Annotated in this window: 25 protein-coding genes; 20 read left to right on the forward strand and 5 right to left on the reverse strand. The window is 33.2% G+C overall.

Annotated elements, in window-relative coordinates; translation table 11 throughout:
- Nucleotides 1-34: 34 nt before the first annotated feature.
- From map to EP747_RS04180, 7 genes are all read left to right on the forward strand, one after another.
- A complete protein-coding gene (gene map, locus EP747_RS04150; RefSeq protein ID WP_129688652.1) occupies nt 35-787 on the forward strand; it encodes a type I methionyl aminopeptidase in 753 nt (250 codons plus the stop codon).
- A gap of 351 nt (nt 788-1138) precedes the next feature.
- On the forward strand, nt 1139-1840 hold the full coding sequence (locus EP747_RS04155; protein WP_129688653.1) for a TerC family protein: 702 nt from the start codon (nt 1139-1141) through the stop codon (nt 1838-1840).
- Between the two features lie 287 nt (nt 1841-2127).
- Nucleotides 2128-3309, forward strand: a complete 1182-nt coding sequence (gene deoB, locus EP747_RS04160; RefSeq protein ID WP_129688654.1) for a phosphopentomutase — start codon at nt 2128-2130, stop codon at nt 3307-3309.
- A gap of 13 nt (nt 3310-3322) precedes the next feature.
- Nucleotides 3323-4141, forward strand: a complete 819-nt coding sequence (locus EP747_RS04165; protein ID WP_129688655.1) for a purine-nucleoside phosphorylase — start codon at nt 3323-3325, stop codon at nt 4139-4141.
- Nucleotides 4142-4238: 97 nt separating this feature from the next.
- On the forward strand, nt 4239-5546 hold the full coding sequence (locus tag EP747_RS04170) for a pyrimidine-nucleoside phosphorylase (protein WP_129688656.1): 1308 nt from the start codon (nt 4239-4241) through the stop codon (nt 5544-5546).
- Between the two features lie 199 nt (nt 5547-5745).
- A complete protein-coding gene (locus EP747_RS04175; RefSeq protein WP_129688657.1) occupies nt 5746-6690 on the forward strand; it encodes a nucleoside hydrolase in 945 nt (314 codons plus the stop codon).
- 301 nt (nt 6691-6991) lie between these two features.
- The gene (locus EP747_RS04180) at nt 6992-8290 is read left to right on the forward strand and encodes an NCS2 family permease (RefSeq protein ID WP_129688658.1); all 1299 of its coding nucleotides are present in this window, start codon (nt 6992-6994) and stop codon (nt 8288-8290) included.
- Nucleotides 8291-8363: 73 nt separating this feature from the next.
- Here EP747_RS04180 and EP747_RS04185 read toward each other — a convergent pair whose 3' ends face one another.
- Genes EP747_RS04185 through EP747_RS04195 form a run of 3 tightly spaced genes read right to left on the reverse strand, consistent with a single transcriptional unit; the run spans nt 8364 to nt 10621 of the window.
- On the reverse strand, nt 8364-9365 hold the full coding sequence (locus EP747_RS04185) for an ABC transporter permease subunit (protein ID WP_165346830.1): 1002 nt from the start codon (nt 9363-9365) through the stop codon (nt 8364-8366).
- A complete protein-coding gene (locus EP747_RS04190; protein WP_165346832.1) occupies nt 9358-10236 on the reverse strand; it encodes an ABC transporter ATP-binding protein in 879 nt (292 codons plus the stop codon). Before EP747_RS04190 ends, EP747_RS04185 begins: the two co-directional genes overlap by 8 nt.
- 1 nt (nt 10237) lies before the next feature.
- Nucleotides 10238-10621, reverse strand: coding sequence for a GntR family transcriptional regulator (locus EP747_RS04195; RefSeq protein WP_129688661.1), 384 nt, complete (start codon nt 10619-10621; stop codon nt 10238-10240).
- A 192-nt stretch (nt 10622-10813) separates the two neighbouring features.
- Here EP747_RS04195 and EP747_RS04200 point away from each other — a divergent pair, with 192 nt between their 5' ends.
- The 11 genes from EP747_RS04200 to EP747_RS04250 all read left to right on the forward strand — a co-directional run bounded on the left by EP747_RS04200 (nt 10814) and on the right by EP747_RS04250 (nt 18857).
- Nucleotides 10814-11977 carry a D-alanyl-D-alanine carboxypeptidase family protein gene (locus EP747_RS04200; RefSeq protein WP_129688662.1) on the forward strand — a complete coding sequence of 388 codons (1164 nt, stop codon included), beginning with the start codon at nt 10814-10816 and terminating at the stop codon, nt 11975-11977.
- Nucleotides 11978-12105: 128 nt separating this feature from the next.
- Nucleotides 12106-12456: an anti-sigma F factor antagonist gene (spoIIAA, locus tag EP747_RS04205; protein WP_025672020.1), complete on the forward strand. Its 351-nt coding sequence runs from the start codon at nt 12106-12108 to the stop codon at nt 12454-12456.
- A complete protein-coding gene (spoIIAB, locus tag EP747_RS04210; protein WP_025672021.1) occupies nt 12456-12896 on the forward strand; it encodes an anti-sigma F factor in 441 nt (146 codons plus the stop codon). The genes spoIIAA and spoIIAB overlap by 1 nt, the downstream gene beginning before the upstream one ends.
- A gap of 12 nt (nt 12897-12908) precedes the next feature.
- Nucleotides 12909-13664 carry an RNA polymerase sporulation sigma factor SigF gene (gene sigF / locus EP747_RS04215; protein ID WP_129688663.1) on the forward strand — a complete coding sequence of 252 codons (756 nt, stop codon included), beginning with the start codon at nt 12909-12911 and terminating at the stop codon, nt 13662-13664.
- A gap of 288 nt (nt 13665-13952) precedes the next feature.
- A complete protein-coding gene (locus tag EP747_RS04220; protein ID WP_129688664.1) occupies nt 13953-14576 on the forward strand; it encodes a stage V sporulation protein AA in 624 nt (207 codons plus the stop codon).
- The gene (locus tag EP747_RS04225; protein WP_025672024.1) at nt 14569-14985 is read left to right on the forward strand and encodes a stage V sporulation protein AB; all 417 of its coding nucleotides are present in this window, start codon (nt 14569-14571) and stop codon (nt 14983-14985) included. Before EP747_RS04220 ends, EP747_RS04225 begins: the two co-directional genes overlap by 8 nt.
- A 12-nt stretch (nt 14986-14997) precedes the next feature.
- Nucleotides 14998-15450, forward strand: coding sequence for a stage V sporulation protein AC (gene spoVAC, locus EP747_RS04230; protein WP_129688665.1), 453 nt, complete (start codon nt 14998-15000; stop codon nt 15448-15450).
- A 13-nt stretch (nt 15451-15463) separates the two neighbouring features.
- Nucleotides 15464-16471, forward strand: a complete 1008-nt coding sequence (gene spoVAD, locus EP747_RS04235; RefSeq protein WP_129688666.1) for a stage V sporulation protein AD — start codon at nt 15464-15466, stop codon at nt 16469-16471.
- A gap of 11 nt (nt 16472-16482) precedes the next feature.
- Nucleotides 16483-16833, forward strand: coding sequence for a stage V sporulation protein AE (gene spoVAE / locus EP747_RS04240; RefSeq protein ID WP_056466865.1), 351 nt, complete (start codon nt 16483-16485; stop codon nt 16831-16833).
- Between the two features lie 3 nt (nt 16834-16836).
- Nucleotides 16837-17400 carry a stage V sporulation protein AE gene (locus EP747_RS04245; protein WP_088010741.1) on the forward strand — a complete coding sequence of 188 codons (564 nt, stop codon included), beginning with the start codon at nt 16837-16839 and terminating at the stop codon, nt 17398-17400.
- A gap of 56 nt (nt 17401-17456) precedes the next feature.
- Nucleotides 17457-18857, forward strand: coding sequence for a spore germination protein (locus EP747_RS04250; protein WP_419179270.1), 1401 nt, complete (start codon nt 17457-17459; stop codon nt 18855-18857).
- Nucleotides 18858-19307: 450 nt separating this feature from the next.
- Here EP747_RS04250 and EP747_RS04255 read toward each other — a convergent pair whose 3' ends face one another.
- Nucleotides 19308-20174, reverse strand: a complete 867-nt coding sequence (locus EP747_RS04255; RefSeq protein ID WP_129688668.1) for a DUF1002 domain-containing protein — start codon at nt 20172-20174, stop codon at nt 19308-19310.
- A 189-nt stretch (nt 20175-20363) separates the two neighbouring features.
- Here EP747_RS04255 and EP747_RS04260 point away from each other — a divergent pair, with 189 nt between their 5' ends.
- Nucleotides 20364-20801 (forward strand): peptidylprolyl isomerase, encoded by a 438-nt coding sequence (locus EP747_RS04260; protein ID WP_069031815.1) that lies wholly within the window; start codon nt 20364-20366, stop codon nt 20799-20801.
- A 435-nt stretch (nt 20802-21236) separates the two neighbouring features.
- Here the strand turns inward: EP747_RS04260 and EP747_RS04265 are convergent, their stop codons facing one another.
- Nucleotides 21237-21866, reverse strand: coding sequence for a cupin domain-containing protein (locus EP747_RS04265; RefSeq protein ID WP_129688669.1), 630 nt, complete (start codon nt 21864-21866; stop codon nt 21237-21239).
- Nucleotides 21867-22196: 330 nt separating this feature from the next.
- Between EP747_RS04265 and EP747_RS04270 the strand changes: the two genes are divergently transcribed.
- Entirely contained in the window at nt 22197-22556 is a 360-nt protein-coding gene (locus tag EP747_RS04270) for a GNAT family N-acetyltransferase (protein ID WP_025672354.1), read from the forward strand.
- Nucleotides 22557-22635 lie beyond the last annotated feature (79 nt).

A 22635-nucleotide genomic window follows, 5' to 3' on the forward strand; every position in this document is an offset into this window, starting at 1 on the left:
AACTGAACTAAGGCGATTTGAGAGGATGAAATAAATGATTACGATTAAGACTGAACGTGAAATTAACTTAATGAATGAAGCAGGTACATTATTAGCTGCTACACATAAGGAAATTGCAAAAATGATCAAGCCAGGGATTACGACTTGGGAAATCGATCAGTTTGTTGAAAAGTTTTTAGCTAAAAATGGTGCGAAACCGGAGCAAAAAGGTTACCGAGGCTATGAATATGCAACATGTGCATCAATTAATGATGAGATTTGCCATGGATTTCCTCGTAAAAAACCATTAAAAGATGGAGATATTGTTACTATTGATATGGTTGTAAATTTAAATGGTGCACTTGCTGATTCGGCTTGGACATACGGTGTAGGAAACATTTCAAAAGAAAACAAAGACTTATTAAAAGTTACTGAAGAATGTTTATATAAAGGTATAGAGCAAGCTGTAGTAGGAAATCGTATTGGTGATATTGGCTTTGCGATTCAATCATATGCTGAATCATTAGGTTATTCTGTTGTGCGTGATTTTACAGGACATGGCATAGGACCGACACTTCATGAAGAACCATATGTTCCTCATTTCGGTATGGCAGGTAAAGGCTTAAGACTGCGTGAAGGGATGGTCATTACGATTGAACCAATGATTAATTTAGGGTCTTGGCATTCAACAATGGATAGCAATGCCTGGACAGCAAGAACAAGAGATGGAAAAAACTCAGCACAATATGAACATACTTTGGCGATAACAAGTGATGGACCAAAAATTTTGACAAAGCAATCAATGTAAAGGTAATTATTTACATTGATAATGAAAGTATAAAAAATTATAATTGAGCTATTAAAAGATAAACTTATTAATTAAAAATGAATTAAAATCTATTGACATAATGGACTAGCTAGAATACTATTATAGTATTAATAAACAATCGAATACTCCAAAGGGGAGTAGCGTCAGGAGAGATCCTGAAACAAAGTCGTCATTACATGAGAAGAAATTCTCATCGGCTTTGTTGGCATACTTTTGTATGCTCAGCAAGACCTTTGCCGTAGTACTACAACTATAGGCAAAGGTCTTTTTATTTTGTAGTCACGGGTACAGGTTGTTTAATTAATCTTAGATCTAAAAGGGGGAAGAGTCATGGATTTATTAGGTGGATTAAGTATTGGAGTACTATTGAATGTAATTTTTATCGACCTGTTATTAAGTGGTGACAATGCTATTTTAATCGCATTAGCAGCTAAAAACTTACCAGCAGAACAAAAGAAAAAAGCAGTATTTTTCGGAACAATGGGTGCAATTTTACTTCGTGTTGTATTTGCAGCGGTAATCGTGTATTTATTAAAAATTCCGTTTATTTATGCAATCGGTGGGTTAATGTTATTATGGATTGCCTTTAAGTTATTAGTCGATGACTCTGGACACGGCGAAGTTAAAAGTGGTGCAACATTATGGGGAGCAGTTAGAACGATCATCATTGCTGATGCGTTAATGAGTCTTGATAATGTTTTAGCACTAGCTGGTGTATCACACGGTAGCTTAGTTGCAATCGTAATTGGTATTTTAATTTCAATTCCAATTATTGTTGGTGGAAGCTCATTATTAATGAAAGTTATGAACAAATACCCAATTATTACAACAATTGGTTCAGGTATCTTAGCTTGGACTGCAGCTGGTATGATTACTCATGAAAAGATGATTCACGATGTTTTTGAAAATAATACAATTGCTTTAGCGTTCAAAATTGTCATGACTGCAATCGTAATTGTAGCTGGTACAGTTGTTGCTAAAAGAAAAGCACAAAAACATCAAATTGCAAATTCACAAAATCAAACAGCTTAATACTTTAAAAGGCCCAGCTAATATGCTTGGGCTTTTTATTTTTGCATTTCGGTATGGAAGTTCGAAATTTATCATAATCATCTTTATTAGTACCTAATAAAAAAGAATTTATTTATGAAATTTTTATGTCAAATTAACATAATTCTGGTGAATTATAGTATCAATAGACACAAATTGGAAAATATAATTCTTGAAAAGAATTAGGACAATAAGTATACTTTAGTTGTCAGACATCTGACGCTATCATTTAAGTTTCAGTTTGTTTCGATGAGTTAGGAGGAAAACAAATGAATAGAAAATTTAATAGAGTGTTCCTCGTTGTTATGGATTCTGTAGGGATCGGAGAAGCTCCTGATGCAGAAAAATTTAATGATGTTGGTTCAGATACACTAGGCCATATTGCGGAAGAAATGAATGGATTACATATGCCGAACATGGCAAAACTAGGTTTAAGTAATATAAGAGAATTGAAAGGGGTTCCAAAGGCTGATAAGCCACTTGCTTATTACACAAAAATGGAAGAGTCTTCAGTTGGAAAAGATACAATGACTGGACATTGGGAAATTATGGGTCTTCACATTGATAAGCCATTTAAAGTTTTTGCTGATGGATTCCCTAAAGAATTAATAAGCGAATTAGAAACCCATTTTGATCGTAAAATAATTGGAAATAAACCTGCTTCTGGAACCGAAATATTAGTTGAACTTGGTGAACAGCATATGAAAACAGGCGATCTAATCGTTTATACATCTGCTGATTCTGTTTTACAAATTGCAGCTCATGAAGAAGTTGTTCCTTTAGAAGATTTATATCGTTATTGTGAAATTGCACGTAAATTAACTTTAGATGATCCATACATGATTGGTCGTGTAATCGCTAGACCATTTGTAGGTGAGCCTGGAAACTTTAAACGTACACCAAATCGCCATGACTATGCATTAAAACCATTTGGACGTACTGTAATGAATGAGTTAAAAGATGCGAATTTTGATGTGATTTCAATCGGTAAAATTGCTGATATCTTCGATGGTGAAGGAATTACGAAAGCATTACGTACTGTTTCAAATATGGATGGTATGGATAAATTAGTTGAAACACTAAAAATGGACTTCACTGGTTTAAGCTTCCTGAATTTAGTTGATTTTGATGCTGTTTACGGTCATAGAAGAGATCCACTAGGTTACGGTAAAGCATTAGAAGAATACGATGCAAGATTACCTGAAGTATTTGATTTATTAAAAGAAGATGATTTATTAATGATTACTGCCGATCATGGAAATGATCCGACATATACTGGTACAGATCATACAAGAGAATATGTTCCATTACTAGTTTATAGTAAACAGTTTTCTGAAGGTAAAGAATTAGAAATACCAAAAACTTTTGCTGATATTGGAGCAACCATTGCAGAAAACTTTAAAATTGCAATGCCATCACATGGATCAAGTTTTTTTGAAAAATTGAGATAAGGTGGAGTTACATATGAATAAAGAAAATATCGATAAAGCCGCAGATTTTATTAAAAGTAAAGTTGACAGACAGCCTAAAATTGGATTGATTTTAGGATCAGGTTTAGGAGTTCTTGTAGATGAAATAGAAAATCAAGAAAAAATACCGTATCATACGATTCCTGAATACCCAACATCTACAGTAGAAGGGCATGAAGGACAACTAGTTTTTGGAACGATACACGGTATTGAAGTAGTAGCAATGCAAGGAAGAGTTCACTACTACGAAGGCTATAGCATGGAAAAAGTTACATTCCCTGTACGTATCATGAAAGAATTAGGTGTAGAAAAATTAATCGTAACGAATGCTGCAGGTGGAGTTAATACTTCATACGAACCTGGTGATTTAATGTTAATTACAGACCATATTAATTTTACTGGCACTAGTCCACTAATTGGACCAAATAACCCAGAGCTAGGCGTTCGTTTTGTAGATATGTCCTACCCGTATGACCGTGAATTAAGAGAACTTGCAAAAAGTGCTGCTAGTGAAGTAGATGTAAAACTTCAAGAAGGAGTTTACGCTGCACTGACAGGACCATCTTATGAAACACCAGCTGAAATTCGTATGTTTAGAACATTAGGTGCTGATGCTGTAGGGATGTCAACTGTATCTGAAGTAATTGTGGCACGTCATGCTGAATTAAGAGTACTTGGTATTTCATGTATTTCAAACATGGCGGCGGGAATTTTAGATCAACCGCTAAACCATGAAGAAGTTATTGAAACAACACAAAGAGTAAGAACTTCATTTTTATCATTAGTTAAAGAGATTATTCGTAAAATTGGTTAATTCAAAAATTAACGAAATATTAAAGGACTTCTACATTATGTGGAAGTCACTTTTCATTAGAAGAAATATACACAAATTAGAAAGAGGCGTTTCATAAATGAGAATGGTAGATTTAATCGAAAAAAAACGTGACGGAAAAACATTAACAACGGAAGAAGTTAATTTTGTAATCAAAGGTTTCACAGATGGAAGTGTACCTGATTATCAAATGAGTGCTTTTGCAATGGCAGTTTTCTTAAAGGGCATGACTGAGAAAGAATACAGTGATTTAACAATGGCTATGGTACATTCTGGTGATACAATTGACCTTTCTAACATTGAAGGAATCAAAGTTGATAAGCATTCAACTGGTGGTGTAGGTGATACAACTACACTTGTATTAGGTCCATTAGTAGCTTCTTTAGATATTCCAGTTGCCAAAATGAGCGGACGTGGTTTAGGTCACACTGGCGGTACAATTGATAAATTAGAAGCTGTAGAAGGCTTCCATGTTGAATTAACAGAAGAAGAATTTACTAAACAAGTAAATGATATTAAATTAGCAGTTATTGGACAAACAGGAGATTTAACACCTGCTGACAAAAAGTTATATGCACTACGTGATGTAACAGCAACTGTTAACTCAATCCCATTAATTTCAAGTTCAATTATGAGCAAAAAAATCGCTGCTGGTGCAGACGCAATTGTTTTAGATGTTAAAACTGGTGCAGGTGCATTTATGAAAGATATTGATGATGCACGCGATTTAGCTAAAGCGATGGTTAAAATTGGTAACAACGTTGGAAGACAGACAGTTGCAGTTATTTCTGATATGAGCCAACCATTAGGTTTTGCGATTGGTAATGCATTAGAAGTGAAAGAAGCAATTGACACACTTAAAGGTGAAGGTCCAAAAGATTTAGAAGAATTATGCTTAGTATTAGGTAGTCAAATGGTTGTATTGGCTAAAAAAGCTGAAACATTAGAAGAAGCAAGAGCTAAACTACTAGAAAACATGAAAAACGGAAAAGCTTTAGAAGTATTTAAAGCATTTTTAGTAGCTCAAGGTGGAGACGGCTCAATAGTAGATGATCCATCTAAACTACCTCAAGCAAAATATGTACAAGAAGTAGTAGCGAAGCAAGACGGTTATGTTTCACAAATCGTCGCAGATGCAGTAGGAACAGCGGCTATGAAATTAGGTGCAGGACGTGCAACAAAAGAATCAGTTATTGACTTAGCTGTTGGATTAATGCTAAACAAAAAAGTAGGCGAAGCAGTTAAAAAAGGCGATTCATTAGTTACTGTTTATTCAAGCACAGAAGATATTAGTGAAGTTGAAAAAGACTTACTAGAAAACATTAAAATTTCTGCTGAAAAAGTAGAAGAACCTACATTAGTTTATGATTTAATTATGGAAGCTTAAAAATTTTAAAAAGCTATTCTCAGTGATGAGAATAGCTTTTTTTGTTCTTCTTTTCAACAGAAATAGTAGGTTTCTTATCGAGTTAAAAATATAGGATTTTTTTTATACTTATCAAAAAGATAACAACATACCATTATACCAAAGGGATAAATAATAAAAGAATTGTTCCGAAGTTTTGATTCTAAAGGGAGCTAAGCTAATGGGAAAGAAAGTGTTATTCTTCGGTGATGTAGGAATTGATGATGCCATCGCTTTGGTTTATGCACGATTAACAGAAGATATTGATATAATTGGGATTGTGGCGGATTATGGGAATGTATCTAAAAAAGAAACGACTAGGAATGTTCGGTTTTTACTTAAAAGGTCAGGCAAAGAATATGTTAAAGTCTATGGAGGTGCTGAGAAACCAATGACGGGAGAAATCCCAACCTATTACCTTGATATACATGGTCCGTTCGGTTTAGGTCCAATAGATCCAGGATTAAAGTTAGAGAACTTAGAAAACTTTTGTGAAGTTATCAATTTGATTGAGCAGTATAAGCATGAACTAATTATAGTAAATACTGGGAGGCTAACCTCGCTAGCCACCCTTTTTATCTTATACGAAGATTTGATGAAAAGCGTGAATTCTTACTTTATCATGGGCGGGGCCTTTCTATATCCTGGAAATGTTACACCAATAGCAGAAGCGAATTTTCATGGTGATCCGATAGCAGCTAATATCGTTATGAAGTATGTAAAAGATGCATATATTTTCCCGTTAAATGTAACGCAAAATGCTATTGTTACTCCTTCAATGGTCAATTATATCCATTCTAAAGGGAAAACTGATCTTGTAAAACCATTATTAGATTACTATTATTTCAACTTTTATCAAAAGAAGGTACCCGGCATAAAAGGGAGTCCAGTTCATGATGCGGTAACACTCATGGCAGTCATACGTAGCGATCTATTTAAATTCTATCAATCTGCTGTTGTAATTGATTCAACTGATGTCGCTAGGGGCCAAAGTATTGCAGATTTTCGAGTAACTGATACTCCTGAGAAATTTGATGGAAGACCGCAACAACATATCGCAGTAGGCTTAGATTATGAAGGGTTTTATAAGGATTTTATGTCAGTTATGACTGGGGAGAAATTCTAAAATTATTTGATTCGAACTTAAATTTTATTGCTACATTTGTCAAACCCTTGATATTTTAAATGCTTAAGCTACCAAAAAACATAAGCGCGAAAATGATATATGGAAAGAGGATTAAAACAAAAGGTTTTTTCCTCGTATTTAAGAGAAACTATTAGTAGTGTTGTGATCGTGACGCATTTTGTAATTCAAAACACTAAAGAAAATTATTTTCTTGTTTAATTATTTGATTAAATTTAGTATAATTATAATCGTGCCTTGTTGCATGGGTGGGAGAGGGAGACACTAAAAGAGAGGAATTTCTTTGAAAAATTTATTGAACAAACAGTTTAATCTTGAAGGTAGCGGTACGACCATTAAAACGGAGTTGATTGCAGGTGCAGTTTCTTTTTTAACACTTGTCTATATTTTGTCCGTTAATAGTACAATTTTGCATGATGCAGGTATACCGTTCCAAGGTGCAATGATTGCCACAATTTTGTCAGCTTTCTTTGGAAGCGTTATGATGGGATTATGGAGTAATTCACCTTTAGTTTTAGTTCCGGGAATGGGCATCAACGCATTGTTTACTTATACAATGGTTGGAGAAATGGGAATGAATTGGAAAGAAGCACTTGCTGTTGTATTTGTAAGTGGAATCTTATTATCAATTTTGTCATTCACAAAATTAATTAAGAAATTAACAACTGCGATTCCATTATCACTAAAAAGTGCAATTACAGTAGGAATTGGATTTTTCTTAACGTTTATCGGTCTTCAAGCTGGTGGGATTGTTGTAAAAAATGAAAGTACGTTTGTATCGATTGCAAATTTTACAAACGTGGATGTATTAGCAACAGTTATAACACTAGGTATTGCGATTTATCTATTTATTAAAAATGTACCTGCAAACTTTTTAATTACAGTTATTTTAGGTACAATCATTTCATTCATTTTACATGGTGGAATTGAAAAAGCACATGATACAACAAATATTACAATGAAATCTGCTAGTGAAGTTGTCGGACAACTGACCTTTACTCATCTATTGAGTTTTCCATTTTGGATTGCAGTATTTTCGTTAACGATGGTTGTATTATTCGAATCAATCGGTATTATTCATGGTCAATTAAGCATGATGAACCAAGAGCATAAGCAACAAAAGGTTGTTCAAGGAACTGCGTTTGGTATTATTTTATCCGGTTTACTTGGAACTAGTCCAACAGTTATTGCTGTTGAAGGTAGTGCAGGTATTAGTTCTGGTGGTAGAACAGGTCTTACTTCTGTTGTCACTGGATTTTTATTTTTAGGATGTTTACTCTTTATGCCATTAATAGCATATATTCCAACATCTGCGATTGCACCAATCTTAATTATAATCGGTTCATTGATGGTTAAACATATTACAGATATTCAATTGGATGATCCTACTGAGGCAATACCAGCCTTCTTAATTTTAGCATTCATCCCTTTAACATATAGTATTATTGACGGAATTGCATTTGGTTTTATTGCTTATCCATTAGTTAAAATGGCAGCAGGTAAGAAAACTGAAATCACACCATATATGGTGGCAATTTCAGCATTATTCTTTGTGCGTTTTGCATTAAACTTTATTTCATAAAAAAAAGCGCTGATTCTTCTACTGAGAACCAGCGCTTTTTTTCTTGTTTTTTGAAACTTAGATTAAAAAAACATTAATCAAAAAATTTATTTAATCGTTTATAGAAGAAATAGCCAACAACGGTACCAATTATTAATCCAATCACGTAAATAATCGTGTTATTTCCATTTGCAATGGTAGATGTTAATAAAGCGATTAATGTCGCTGCAAGGTATACAAATAAGACATTTACGAATATACCAAATTTTTTATATACGAATAATTTGCCATTATTGACATTCGCAAACCTGTTATAACATAATAAACCGATTATTAAAAATGCAACGATATAAAGGATAATAATCGTTAAATTTCCGTAGTCTAAAGTTGGATATTGAACGATTTTTTCATTAAAATCTTTTGAAATTGATAGGGGGCCTGTTAGGTATGGAATAGACCAACTAGTTATTGTTTTTTCGAAGCTATTGACAGGCAATTTATAGTTAAAGATGCCATTTAAATTTGAATAGATACTAAAATAGATAATACTAGGTGAGAAAATCGTAAAAATAGTGAAAAGTGTTTGAGAAAAATAATGACCTGTAATTGTTCCAATCGATAGACCAATTGTAAAAAAAGCAACCGTAAATAGGAATATGACAGAAAAAATTGTTACAAATGATGAAGCATCAATATACTTGTGAAGATTAGTATTGTAATGGATTAGTAGAGTTAAAATAATTAATCCAACAGTCGCCATAAAAATATGAGCAATTCCAAACATCCATTTTGATAGATAAAGTTGTCTTGGTGAGTATGGAAGCGAAAATTGAAAATCAATTCCTCCTGTATTTCGTCCAATTCCTATTAATAAGATACTTAATATTAATACAATGATCGGTGAAATAAATGCTAGCATACTAAAGTCAGATATATAAAGGTAAGGATTACTCGGGTTTGTTAGTAATGCTCGATTTAATTCATCAGTATTATTGTAATAGCTAAATGGAAGAATAATCAGATAGACAAGATATAATAAAATAAGTGCAAGCCTAGATTGTTTAGAATTTATTAGCCACAATGCTTTACTAAACATATAAGTCCCCTCCATCGTTTATGAAAAATAAATCCTCTAATGTCAATGGAAGTTCTTCTAAAAGAAGCGGATTTTCATTTTCCATTCGTTTTATATATTCGTTCTTATTTCCATTAATAATGATGATGGCTACTTTGCCGGTTTTTGAGAAAACAGAAATAGACGGGTCATCTTCAAATATTTTAGGTAAGCCATTTTCAAATGCTACTTGTAATTTATAAAATTGACTCGTACTTTCTTCCATTGTAGAGATTGAATTAATTCTTCCATCCTTAATAAATAAATATTGATCAATTATTTTTTCGAGCTCAGCAAGATGATGTGATGAGATAATAACTCCGACTGAGTTTGTGCTTGCATATTCAATTATTAATTGCAAAACAGTCCGTTTAACGACTGGATCTAAACCGTTAGTTGGTTCGTCTAAAATGACATATTTTGCATTTGTGGAAAAGGTTAATAATAAATAGATAAGTGTTTTCATCCCTTTTGAGTATTTACGTAGAGATGTATTAGGTAATTTATATTTATTTAATGCTTTTAGAAATTTGTGTTTATTGAAGTTTGGATATGAATTTTCATAGATCGTTATTAGTTCTTTCACACTATATTGATTAATGAAATTTGTAGAATCACTCATATATGCAATTTGTCTTCTAGTAATAGGTGATTCGTTTATCTCTTCATCGTCAATTCGTATTGAGCCTTCGTCTGGAGATAGAATGCCAACAATCGTTCTTAAAAGAGTCGTTTTACCAGCTCCATTTCTACCGATTAAGCCTGTGATTTTACCTCTTTCTATTTGAAAGTTTAGATTTTTTAACACTTCATGTTCATCGAGTTTTTTACTTAAATGATGGATTTTCAACAAACTATTCAGCCCCTTTATTAGAATAAAACTCTTTTACCCAATTAATTATTTCTTCCTCTTTGACGCCATCTGTTAAACAATCAATTAATAAATTAGAAAGTTTATTTTTATATTTTAAAAGGGTATCTGCTGAAACAGTCTCTTTTGTTAAACCAATTACAAATGTTCCTTTACCCCTTATCGTTTCGATGACTCCAGTGCGCTCTAGTTCTTGATAGGCTCTACTTACAGTATTTGGATTGATCACCAATGTAGTTGCTAATTCACGTACGGAAGGAAGTTTATCTCCATTTACCAAAATCTTTCTTAGCATTTGTTCTTTTGTTTGTAGAACAATTTGCTCCCAAAGGGGTAAATGGCTTCTTGGGTCTAAAATAATAATCAAGAGATCACCACCTCAAATGTTTTCTTAAGTGTATGGAGTGTGTTAAGTGTATGAGTATAATTAATACACTTTACTTATATCATATGTTCTCATGTATGTAAATAGTTCCATTCTTTCTAATATTTTCTTCTGTGCTTGATTAAACTACTTATATTTGGAAAAAATATGTATGAAAAGAATGGAGGGTTATAGATGAAAAGGGTATTACTAACTCTTTTAAGTAGTGTTATGATCTTTTCTTTATCACTACCTAAAGTAAATGCAAGAGAGACACAAAATAATGATGTAAGTTTGGCAAAGAATGCATTATCTTCCGTAATTATTGAACAAGATACTGGGAAAATCTTATATGAAAAAGATGCTAGAAAAGAGCTTCCACCAGCAAGTATGACTAAGATCATGACAATGCTTATTATTATGGAAGAAATCAATAAAGGAAAACTCAGGTTAGATGATAAAGTAATGACAAGTGAACATGCTGCGTCAATGGGCGGATCACAAATCTTTTTAGAACCTGGCGAAGAGATGACAGTAAAAGAAATGCTAAAAGGGATTGCAATCGCATCAGGAAATGATGCATCCGTCGCAATGGCAGAGAAAATTGCAGGTACAGAAGAAGCATTTGTCGCTTTAATGAATAAAAAAGTAAAACAGTTAGGATTAAAAAATACACATTTTGAAAATCCAACTGGGCTACCTGCACCTGGTCATTATTCATCGGCGTATGATATGGCAATCATGGGAAGAGAGCTTTTAAAATATCCATTAATCACAAAGTTTACTGGTACTTATGAAGATTACTTGAGAAAAGATACTGAAAAACAATTTTGGTTAGTTAATACGAATAAACTAGTTCGTTTTTATCCAGGAGCGGATGGATTGAAAACTGGATTTACTGCAGAAGCAAAATATTGTTTAACAGCTACTGCTAAGAAGAACAACATGCGAGTAGTTAGCGTGATTATGGGTGCACCAACTTCTAAAGAAAGAAATGCACAAATGACAAATTTACTTGATTATGCATTTAATCAATATCAAGTAAAGCAATTAATTAAACAAGGTGAGAATATCGAAAGGCTTAGTATTAGCAAAGGTAAGTCTAAAGGTGTAAATGTTATCACAAAAAGCCCAGTTTCAGTTGTATTGAAGAAGGGTGAAGCGATGAATAAAATTACGAAAGATATTAAGCTGAACAAAAATATTCAAGCACCAATTAAAAAAGGGCAAGTTGTCGGAGTTTTAGTATTAAAACAAGGTAGTAAAGTTTTATCTAAAACAGACTTGGTTGCTAATAAATCGGTAAGTAAAGCTAATTGGTACGATCTATTTAAGCGTACTGTTGGAGGATTCAACTGATTTTTTCCGACTAATTTCGAGTATTACTAAAAGATTTGGCGTTTTACCACTAGTTTTGTCATGCATGAAGGAATTCGGTTTAGTTTTAACGAAACTCTCAATAACCGTCAAATAAGGAGGTTATTGTAGTGAGTCTTAATATTGAACTTGAAGTGAAAAATGCAATCCTTTGTGTAAGACTTGCAGGGGAACTAGATCATCACACTGCTGAGGATTTACGTTTACAAGTAAATGAGGTATTAGAGTCACGGACTATCAAACATATTTTATTAAATCTTGAGCATTTAACATTTATGGATAGTTCTGGTTTAGGTGTCATTTTAGGTAGATATAAAGTTATTCGAAATAAAGGTGGAGAAATGGTTGTATGTTCAATTTCTCCATCAATTAAACGGTTATTTGATATGTCTGGTTTATTTAAGATTGTTCATTTAGCTGATGATGAGTCAAATGGACTTAATGTATTGGGGGTGGCATAATGCGAAATGAAATGAACCTTCAATTTTCCGCATTAAGTCAAAATGAATCATTTGCTCGTGTAACGGTAGCTGCATTTATTACCCAACTAGATCCTACATTAGATGAATTAACTGAAATTAAAACTGTAGTATCTGAGGCTGTTACAAATGCGATTATTCATGGTTATGAAAATAATCCTGAAGGTATCGTATTCATTTCAGTTCTACTTGAAGATCAGACAGTAACTTTAACAATTCGAGATGAAGGGATTGGTATTGCTGATTTAGATGAAGCAATGCAACCTTTATATACTTCAAAACCAGATTTAGAAAGATCCGGCATGGGATTTACGATAATGGAGAATTTCATGGATCAATGTGAAGTTGTGTCCACTATCAATGTTGGTACAACGATTACGGTTAAAAAGTACTTATCAAATAGCAATGTTTTAAGTAATTAAGGAGAATCGCCTATGGACGTAGAAGTCAAGCAAGATCAACCCCGTGCGCAGTTAAAGGATCATGAATTAAAAGAGTTAATTAAGCGTAGTCAGGCTGGAGATCAATTGGCTAGAGACAGCATCGTCGGGCACAACATGAGACTGGTATGGTCAGTTGTTCAGCGCTTTATTAACCGTGGATATGAACCAGATGATTTATTTCAGATTGGTTGTATCGGATTATTGAAATCGGTAGATAAATTTGATCTATCTTATGATGTGCGATTTTCTACATATGCTGTTCCGATGATTATCGGAGAAATCCAACGATTTATTCGAGACGACGGAACAGTTAAAGTGAGTCGTTCATTAAAGGAAACGAATAATAAGATTCGAAAAGCAAAAGAAGAATTAAGTAAAACGCTTGGAAGAATGCCTACAATTAACGAGATTGCTGCTCATATGGAAATTACACCAGAGGATGTTGTACTTGCACAAGAAGCTAGTAGAGCACCTTCATCAATTCATGAAACGGTGTATGAAAATGATGGTGATCCTATTACATTGTTAGATCAAATTGCTGATAACCATGAAACAAATTGGTTTGAGAAATTTGCATTAAAAGAAGCGATAAAACAACTAGATGATCGAGAGCGATTAATTGTCTATTTAAGATATTATAAAGATCAAACTCAATCAGAAGTTGCTGAACGATTAGGAATTTCTCAAGTGCAAGTTTCAAGACTAGAGAAAAAAATTCTCCAACAAATGAAAGACAAAATTAAATAAAATCCCTAAACTATTTAAGCTGAAGAATCGTAGTTAATACAATACGATTTTTCAGCTTTTTTATTTTGTCTTTATTTTTGAATTTTTACTGTAAGCTCCGGTTTCAAATAGAAGAAACATCTTCAAGTTCCACTATCAGATGCTTTATTTCGAAGGGGCTGATGCCTAACTTTTCCTATTTTTACATACTGAACTACTCAGATTAATCTTCATGGACTTATATTTTTGGGAAGTTTTCACATACTAGTTGTAATTGAATTCATAAAGCTTTGAAACTGAGGGGAAATTATGAATAAGGTGTTATATATTAAATTACTTAATCGAATCGTTGTACAAGTAGGTAAACGTGTACATCTAGGAGAGATTGCACGATTACAAGGGATTAATGTTGATTTAACCCAAATGAAAAATATCATTGTACATGAATCTAAAAAGGAGGATGGTACACATACAGTTATTGATATTCTAGATCTTTTACCATTAATTCAAGAAATTGAACCTGATATTTCGTTTGAACTCGTTGGAGTGACAATGTGCATTATAGAACTTAAAAATGAAGTTTCAAAGGATCGTTTTTTTCTTTTTTGTTTCGTTTGGATCTTGTTATTTACAGGTTCTTCATTAGCAATAATTTATTTCCATGAAGATGTTAGCATGCAGCAGGTTCAACAACGAATTTACTATATGATTACAGGAGAACATAATCATAAACCATTATTGTTTCAAGTACCATATTCTTTTGGACTAGGAATTGGGATGATTTTATTTTTTAATCAATGGTTTAAGACTAGATTAAACGAAGAACCGAGTCCTCTTGAAGTAGAAATGTTTCAGTATCAACGCTCAATGGATGAATACGTGTTAGTAAATGAAAATAAGAAGCCAAACAAAAGTGTAAATACTGATGATTAGACAATTGTTTATAGTGTTTGTAGGTTTTTCAGGAGGTATTGCTGTTGGTACTGGTTTTGTAGCATTTTTATCGGTTATTGGGATTATTCCGAGACTAACACAGTTAACAAAAACGATTAAAAAAATTCGCGCTTATGAGTTTGCAGTTATTTTAGGAGCAATTTTTGGTTGCTGGATTAGTTTGCGAAATACCGTATTTAATTTGCCGAATATATTTTCAGTTTTTATTGGGCTATTAGCAGGTATTTTTATTGGAATGTTAGCTGCAGCCTTAACCGAAGTTTTAAACGTTTTTCCAATCTTAGCAAAACGAATTGGCATTCAAAAGAAAATTGTGTACTTATTAATGGCAATCGCACTAGGAAAAGTTTTTGGGTCGTTATTTCATTGGATTTATTTTATAGAGTAAAGGATGGATGAAATGAGTGGGAAATTAAAAGCTAATTATAAAGAGAATATAAAACCATACCAACCGAAAAAGCCGGTATTAAAAAATTGTATTAAAGCGTTTTTAGTTGGGGGATTTATTTGCTTTTTAGGTGAGTGTATTACGAAAATCTATATTAACTATTTTAACTTTACTGAAAAAAATGTGGGTGATCCAACAGTAGCTACACTTGTTTTAATTTCTAGCTTACTTACAGGGTTAGGTATATATGACAAAATTGGACAATTTGCAGGTGCAGGATCTGCTGTTCCTGTAACAGGCTTTGCCAACTCTATGACGAGTGCTGCTATGGAACATAGAAGTGAAGGTCTAGTTCTAGGGGTTGCAACAAATATGTTTAAACTAGCGGGTTGTGTAATTGTTTACGGAGTTGTTTCGGCATATATCGTTGGAATGATTCGATACGCATTTAAAGTATTCTTTTAGGAGGTGAGTACATATGGCTTTAGTCGGTAAACAAACTTGGGAGTTTCAAAATGGTGTTTATGTCCAAGCATCTGGAACCGCTGTAGGACCAAGAGAAAACTTGGGACTGTTAGCTGGCAAATTTGATTATGCTTATGAAGATCTTCATTGTAATGAAGATAATTGGGAATTAGCAGAAAGAGCATTAATGAGAAATGCAATTTCGGTTGCACTTAAAAAAGCAAACAAAACCGTTGAAGATATCGATGTATTTTTAGCAGGTGATTTATTAAATCAAAATGTTACTGCGAACTTTATGGCAAGGGAATTGCAACTTCCTTTTTTATGTATGTTTGGAGCGTGCTCAACTTCAATGGAAACGGCTGCTCTTGGTGCACAGTTAATCGATAGTGGTTACGCAAAAATGGCGTTGGCAGCAACAAGTAGCCATAATGCTACTGCTGAAAGACAATATAGATATCCTACAGAATACGGTGGACAAAAACCAGATTCTGCAACTTTTACAGTAACTGGAGCAGGAAGTGTTCTCCTTTCAAATAAAAAAAGCAGAATAAAAGTAAAATGCGCCACAATTGGTACAGTTCAGGATTTAGGTTTGACAGATCCATTCGACATGGGTTCTGCGATGGCACCTGCAGCAGCCTATACAATCGTACAACACTTTAAGGACACAAATACAACACCTAATGATTATGATTTTATCGTAACTGGAGATCTTTCAGCTGTAGGCGCACCAATTTGTGAACAACTTGTTAGAGAAGAAGGATATGATATGGCAGGAAAATATAATGATTGTGGATTGCTAATCTATGATCGAGATAATCAAGAAGTTTTTGCTGGTGGAAGTGGATGTGCTTGTTCAGCGGTCGTAACATATGGTCATTTATTTCAAGAGTTAAATAAAGGTACTTATAAACGAATTTTAGTAGCGGCAACCGGCGCTCTTTTAAGCCCAACAATGATTCAACAGAAAGAGTCAATTCCAACTATTTCACATGCTGTCGTTTTCGAAAGCTGTTAGGAGGTGTTCAGATGGATTTTGTTAATGCTTTTATAGTAGGAGGTCTAATTTGTGTAGTTGGCCAGTTATTGTTTGATTTCACAAAATTAACACCAGGTCATGTGATGTGCATATTTGTAGTAATTGGGTCAATTTTAGATGGGTTTGGCATTTACGATAAGCTAATAAAATTTGCAGGTGCAGGTGCAACCGTTCCAATTACTAGTTTTGGCCATTCTTTATTACACGGGGCGATGGCAGAAGCAAATGACCACGGCTTCATTGGTATTGGAATGGGGATCTTTTCCCTAACTTCATCTGGAATTTCGGCAGCAATATTATTCTCATTTATAATTGCTCTTATTTTTAAGCCAAAAGGTTAACTTATGAAAAAGAAAAGGATCATTATCGTAACCGACGGAGATGTTTATGCACATCGGAGTATTGAGTATTTGGCAAAACAATTTGGCGGATGCACAATATCACAATCGCAAGGTAATCCCACTAAGTTCTCTGGAAAGAGAATGGTTGAAATCATAATGCAAGCACAAAAAGAACCAGTATTTGTATTGTTTGATGACAGTGGCTTTATGGGAGAAGGTCCTGGAGAAAAGGCTTTAAAATATGTAGCAAGTGATAAACATATAGAAGTTATTGCTGCACTAGCAGTAGCATCAAATACACATCATCAAGAATGGACAAAAGTCGATGTAAGTATTGATAACGAAGGAAATTTAACTGAATACGGTGTCGATAAGTATGGAGTACCTGATATTGAAATAGGAAGAATAAATGGAGACACTGTTTATAATTTGGATCAACTAAACATCCCTTTCATTTTAGGAATTGGAGATATTGGAAAAATGGGTGGAAGAGATGATATTGAAATCGGTTCACCCATTACAAGAAAAGCAATTGAATATATCCTCGAGAGGAGTGAACTCCACTGACTACGAAAAAAGAGCCGACAAAACTTACAAATAAACTAGTTACAAATGCACATACAATAAGTGATCGAATCGGTTATGGAGTAAGTTTTGATGTTGGAAAACGTGTGATTTTTGTAAATAAAGTTGAAGTTAATCTATATTATGTTAACGGATTAACGGATACAAGTTTTATTCAAAGGTTCTTAGATGACTTAATTGGGCTTGAAAAAGTCGAGAAAAATAAATCAATGTTTAAAAATATTGAGGATACGATTGTCCATCAATCAGTAGAGATTGTATTAACATTTGAAGATGTTATAAAGAAAGTATTATCTGGTTTAATTGTAGTATTAGTTGATGGAGAAGATAAAGGACTTGCAGTCGATGTAAGGAGTTATCCTGGGCGTGGTCCAACAGAACCAGACACCGAGCGAGTAGTACGTGGATCACGAGATGGTTTTACTGAGAATATTATTAATAATACAGGCCTAATTAGAAGACGTATTCGTGATGAAAATTTAAGAAATGAAATTCTTCAGGTAGGTGAAAGTTCTAAGACAGACGTTTGTTTGTCCTATATAGAAGGTTTAGCACACGCGGAACTTGTTAAAGAAGTTCGGGATCGAATTACAGGTATTCACGTTGATGGTCTTACAATGACAGATAAGAAATTAGAGGAATTTATATTAAAACAAGGATATAATCCATTTCCTTTAGTTAGATATTCGGAAAGACCTGACGTTGTGGCAAACCACATTCTTGAAGGACATGTATGTATTATAGTGGATACATCTCCGAGCGTAATCATTACGCCTGCAACGTATTATCACCATATGCAACATGCAGAAGAATTCAGACAAACTCCTTCAGTCGGAACATTCCTTCGATGGGTTCGTTATATGGGAATTTTTATGTCAGTCTTTTTATTACCATTTTGGTTACTATTATGTAATTATCCAGAGGTATTACCAAAATCATTAAGTTATATTGGTCCAAAAGAAACAAGTAATATTCCGATTTATTTACAACTAATTATTGCTGATATGGGGATTGAATTCCTGAGAATGGCAAGTATACATACACCAAATGCAGTTTCCACTTCGATGGGGATTATTGCAGCAGTATTGATTGGACAAGTCGCAATTGATGTAGGCCTTTTCCAACCGGAAGTAGTATTATATACGGCTGTGTCAATGATTGGATCCTATGCTACGCCTAGTTATGAGCTAGCACTTGCAAATAAATTAGCCAAATTTTTTATATTAATTTTAACTGCAATATTAGGTGTTAAAGGCTTTATGATTGGCTCGACATTATTTATACTGTTTTTAGCAAGCCTCAATACTTTAAATACACCTTATTTTTGGCCATTTATCCCATTTGATGGCAGAGCCTTCTGGCATTTAATTATCCGTACAAAAGCTAGTGAAAGTCAACATAAAAAAGGTGGAAAAACAATCGGTGATGCTACCATTTAATCTGGTAGGTTAAGGAAAGATTCGTAATGCTGATGAAATAAAAGAGGGGGGCTGTCTTAGGAGTCAAATTAACTGACAAATAGACGCCCTAAAAAAATGTACTAGCGCTGGGGAGGTATCTCAACAGCGCTTTTCATTTGTAGTAGATAAAATCGAACTTTATTATAGAAATTAGCCAAATTTTGATCAATTTTTTTTGGAAATAGAAAAGAATTAAGCTATCCATTTAAAAGGAGCTGATATTGTACAATTTTTAACTTGTACTACCTGTACTGGTATGGGTAAGCTTTTTTTTATATGCTATATTTCATCGTTTATTTGCACAGACGGACCCCATATTTGAAGCTTTTGCTTATGCGAGGCTTAGCTCGTTTTTTTCTTAGTTGACAACTCTCTTTTTAAAAGAAACAAACCCGGTTACTTTTTTTAGTAACCGGGTTTGTTTCTTTCTTATTTAAAGAATGAAAGAATCGCATCAAATAATGCGGAGAAGAAATCTTTAAGTTTTTGAATAAAAGATTGACCTTCTTCAGAATTTAAGTATTCTGAGATTTTATTTTTAGCTTTTGTTAATTGGTTTCCTACTTGATCCCAATTAATATTTAAATCTTTCATTTTTTCAAATAAAGACATCAAACTAGCCTTTTGATCAGCAGTTAATGTAATACCAAGATCCTTTGCTAATCGATCAATTAAAGATTTTAATTCATCGGTTGACATGTTTGGATTTTTAGCAAGCTCTTCCTTCACTTTAGTGACAAGTTGTACAGCTTTTTCATTACCTACAGAATCACCAAGTTCGGCCGTTTTAACCATTTCTTCATTTGCTACTTTTTTAACATCATCAGGTATAACTTCACCTGAACTTAGCTCATATGCCTTCATAATCCCAGTTAAAGCAGCAGTACCGGATACTTCAAATGGTGCAGTAATTACAATATTTGCATCCTTTAATCCAGCAGTGATTAAAGCATTTGTATACATTGAGTTAGTAACCCATGAAATATTATTTGATTGAACGACGATGCCTGTATTTTTTTCACCGATTGTAATCATAGCAGATGAAAGAGCTCGAGTACCGATTTGAGCACTAGGTACAGTACCATCTAAATATTTATGCTCCTCTTGATTCGAAACAGTCACAATTCTAGCATCAGATGGTGCACCCATTTCAGCTAATAATGCTTTCTTTTGCGTTTCAGATAAATTTTGTCCAAGAGTAACAATCGTTTCACCAGGAACAGAATCAGCAAATACCGATAAAGGCATAGCTATTAATCCCATTGAGATGGTGAACGCTAATAACTTTCGTTTCAACAAAGAGACACTCCCTTTACACTAATCCAAATTTTACATCTTACAACACTATTATAGTACTTTTAGAAAACTTGTCATTACTTTTTGTTTTTTGTATGATAATATCAGCGTTACTAGTTTATTCAGTAATGAAAAATATAGGACAATTAAGTCTTATGAAATTGTACATACATAAGGAGGATTTTTATTATGAAAAAAGCAAGTATAACGTTTGAAAATGGTGAACAAATCTTAATCGAATTATTCCCAGAGCATGCACCAGGTACAGTTGAAAACTTTGAAAAATTAATCCGTGAAGGTTTCTACAATGGATTAACATTCCACCGTGTAATTCCTGGATTTGTATCTCAAGGTGGAGATCCAAACGGTAATGGAACAGGTGGCCCAGGATACAAAATTAAATGTGAAACTGTTGGTAATCCATTAAAACATAAAGCTGGAGCTTTATCAATGGCACATGCTGGAAAAGATACTGGTGGTAGCCAATTCTTTATCGTTCACGAGCCACAACCACATTTAGATGGAGTTCATACAGTTTTCGGTCAAGTAATCGAAGGTATGGATACAGTTTTAAGAATGCGTAATGGCGATGTTATGCAAGAAGTTAAGGTTTGGGACGAAGAATAGTCAAACCAAGACGAGGTTATTCTAAAACGACTTCAACTGAATAAAACCACAAGGAAAGAAATTTTCCTTGTGGTTTTTTATCATGTTCTTTGTTGATTAAACGATGAAATTATTTGATAACAGTCGGACTATATATTGAAGGTTAAATTTAGAAGATTTAATTTTGGTTTTTTTTATTGAAATATGTTTAGTTTTAATTGTTTCACATTCTATTTCATGTAATTTCTTCTATATTCTTGTTTCTTATAATCTATTTCCACATGATTCATATTCTTAATTGCAGTTTTCTTAGTTTTTATTGCAGATATGACTTTTTTAATTGCAGATTTGTCAAATTTAATTGTAGTATTAGCTTTTTTTACTGCAATTGCCCAGATTTAATTGCACTTTTTGCTAAATTTAATTGCACTTACTGGTCTCACCTTGATCTTACAATTAAAAACGCTGTTGATAATAATTCTGATTGTAATAGGAATTTTGATAATAATTTTGATTCTGCTGATTTGCAAATTCATGCTGGTTTTGAACTTGTCGATTACAGTTTTTTGGTGGTCCTATAAATATAGAAGGTTGTAAATTTGCTGTTGCATTTTTCCATTGGTTTTCATCAAGACAGTAAGTATGTGAGACGATATTTGAAGGTGTAAATTTCATTAAATCAGAGAATAAAATTACGTCAGGGGAAGGTGCATTAAATATTGCTAATAAACGAGTGTTGTCAACAGTTGCAATTTCATAATGCCACCAGCCTTGTGGTACGTTTGCAACTTGACCAGGAGTAATTGGGAAATTTAATAGTTGCTTTGTATAAGGATTCAAAATCGATACAACTGCAGCGCCAGAAATACAATATACTAATTCTGATGAATTTTGGTGATAATGTGGCTCTACAACATTATTCACACTTAAATATATATCCAATAATGACAAATTATCCAAAGTATTCAAATCATTAACACTTAATTGATTGATAAAGTTTTGACTATCCTTCACAAATGCATGATTTTTATTTAAATCATAAGTAAATTGAATACTTGGCGATGTATAATCTAAATCCAGCCTCATAATGATCACCCTTTTATATAACTCTAATTAAAGTTTACTGTAATCAAATTTATCTAATTGGTGACAAAAGCCTATGAGGTTGGATGGGCAGGAAGAATACATGACTAGTACGCTAAATTATTTTAAATTCTCTCCTATACCATATATCCCGTTTTTCCTTCTATCTGGTTTTCTGACTTGACAGAAAAATGTGAGAATTATATATTTGAAATATTGATATATTTGGAACGAATTTTTATATTTATCGTACTATAGAGGGATAATCAATCATATATTATGTATTGGTTTAGAAGCTAATTAGAGTTTTAATAATTTTTAAGAGGGGTTAACATGTTAATTAGGTATAAGAAAACATATGAGAAAATTGCAATGGGCCTGCTTTCGTTTATGCCGAATGAAAAGAATGTGAAGAGCTTAGTAAATACGATTAAAGATTATGAAACTAAAGATGATAATCATTTGTTCCTTTGGAAATTAGACGATATTGTTGGGATTATTGGAATACAACTACTACCAGATAAGGTTATTATGATTAAACATTTAAGTGTAAACCCTTCATTTCGAAATCAAGGTATTGCAACTTCACTTTACGATGCTATTAGATCTCAGTATACAGACTATACAATCGTAACAACGCAAGAAGTAGCTTCATTTATTGAACATTGTCATGTTAGTTTGAAAGTATTATAGAAAAAGGTGCTCAATTTTTTTGAGCACTTTTTTTGCGCTGTTGAAAAAAGTGCTTAATCATGGACCAGTCATGAGTAAG

Source organism: Gottfriedia acidiceleris, from assembly GCF_004138285.1.
GTDB classification, from domain to species: Bacteria; Bacillota; Bacilli; order Bacillales; family Bacillaceae_G; genus Gottfriedia; species Gottfriedia acidiceleris_A.

Excerpts from the sequence above, each read along its gene's own strand:
- map (WP_129688652.1), top strand. The coding sequence starts at position 35 with ATGATTACGATTAAGACTGAACGTGAAATTAACTTAATGAATGAAGCA.
- EP747_RS04155 (WP_129688653.1), top strand. The coding sequence starts at position 1,139 with ATGGATTTATTAGGTGGATTAAGTATTGGAGTACTATTGAATGTAATT.
- deoB (WP_129688654.1), top strand. The coding sequence starts at position 2,128 with ATGAATAGAAAATTTAATAGAGTGTTCCTCGTTGTTATGGATTCTGTA.
- EP747_RS04165 (WP_129688655.1), top strand. The coding sequence starts at position 3,323 with ATGAATAAAGAAAATATCGATAAAGCCGCAGATTTTATTAAAAGTAAA.
- EP747_RS04170 (WP_129688656.1), top strand. The coding sequence starts at position 4,239 with ATGAGAATGGTAGATTTAATCGAAAAAAAACGTGACGGAAAAACATTA.
- EP747_RS04175 (WP_129688657.1), top strand. The coding sequence starts at position 5,746 with ATGGGAAAGAAAGTGTTATTCTTCGGTGATGTAGGAATTGATGATGCC.
- EP747_RS04185 (WP_165346830.1), bottom strand. The coding sequence starts at position 9,365 with ATGTTTAGTAAAGCATTGTGGCTAATAAATTCTAAACAATCTAGGCTT.
- EP747_RS04200 (WP_129688662.1), top strand. The coding sequence starts at position 10,814 with ATGAAAAGGGTATTACTAACTCTTTTAAGTAGTGTTATGATCTTTTCT.
- spoIIAB (WP_025672021.1), top strand. The coding sequence starts at position 12,456 with ATGCGAAATGAAATGAACCTTCAATTTTCCGCATTAAGTCAAAATGAA.
- sigF (WP_129688663.1), top strand. The coding sequence starts at position 12,909 with ATGGACGTAGAAGTCAAGCAAGATCAACCCCGTGCGCAGTTAAAGGAT.
- EP747_RS04220 (WP_129688664.1), top strand. The coding sequence starts at position 13,953 with ATGAATAAGGTGTTATATATTAAATTACTTAATCGAATCGTTGTACAA.
- EP747_RS04225 (WP_025672024.1), top strand. The coding sequence starts at position 14,569 with ATGATTAGACAATTGTTTATAGTGTTTGTAGGTTTTTCAGGAGGTATT.
- spoVAC (WP_129688665.1), top strand. The coding sequence starts at position 14,998 with ATGAGTGGGAAATTAAAAGCTAATTATAAAGAGAATATAAAACCATAC.
- spoVAD (WP_129688666.1), top strand. The coding sequence starts at position 15,464 with ATGGCTTTAGTCGGTAAACAAACTTGGGAGTTTCAAAATGGTGTTTAT.
- spoVAE (WP_056466865.1), top strand. The coding sequence starts at position 16,483 with ATGGATTTTGTTAATGCTTTTATAGTAGGAGGTCTAATTTGTGTAGTT.
- EP747_RS04245 (WP_088010741.1), top strand. The coding sequence starts at position 16,837 with ATGAAAAAGAAAAGGATCATTATCGTAACCGACGGAGATGTTTATGCA.
- EP747_RS04260 (WP_069031815.1), top strand. The coding sequence starts at position 20,364 with ATGAAAAAAGCAAGTATAACGTTTGAAAATGGTGAACAAATCTTAATC.
- EP747_RS04265 (WP_129688669.1), bottom strand. The coding sequence starts at position 21,866 with ATGAGGCTGGATTTAGATTATACATCGCCAAGTATTCAATTTACTTAT.
- EP747_RS04270 (WP_025672354.1), top strand. The coding sequence starts at position 22,197 with ATGTTAATTAGGTATAAGAAAACATATGAGAAAATTGCAATGGGCCTG.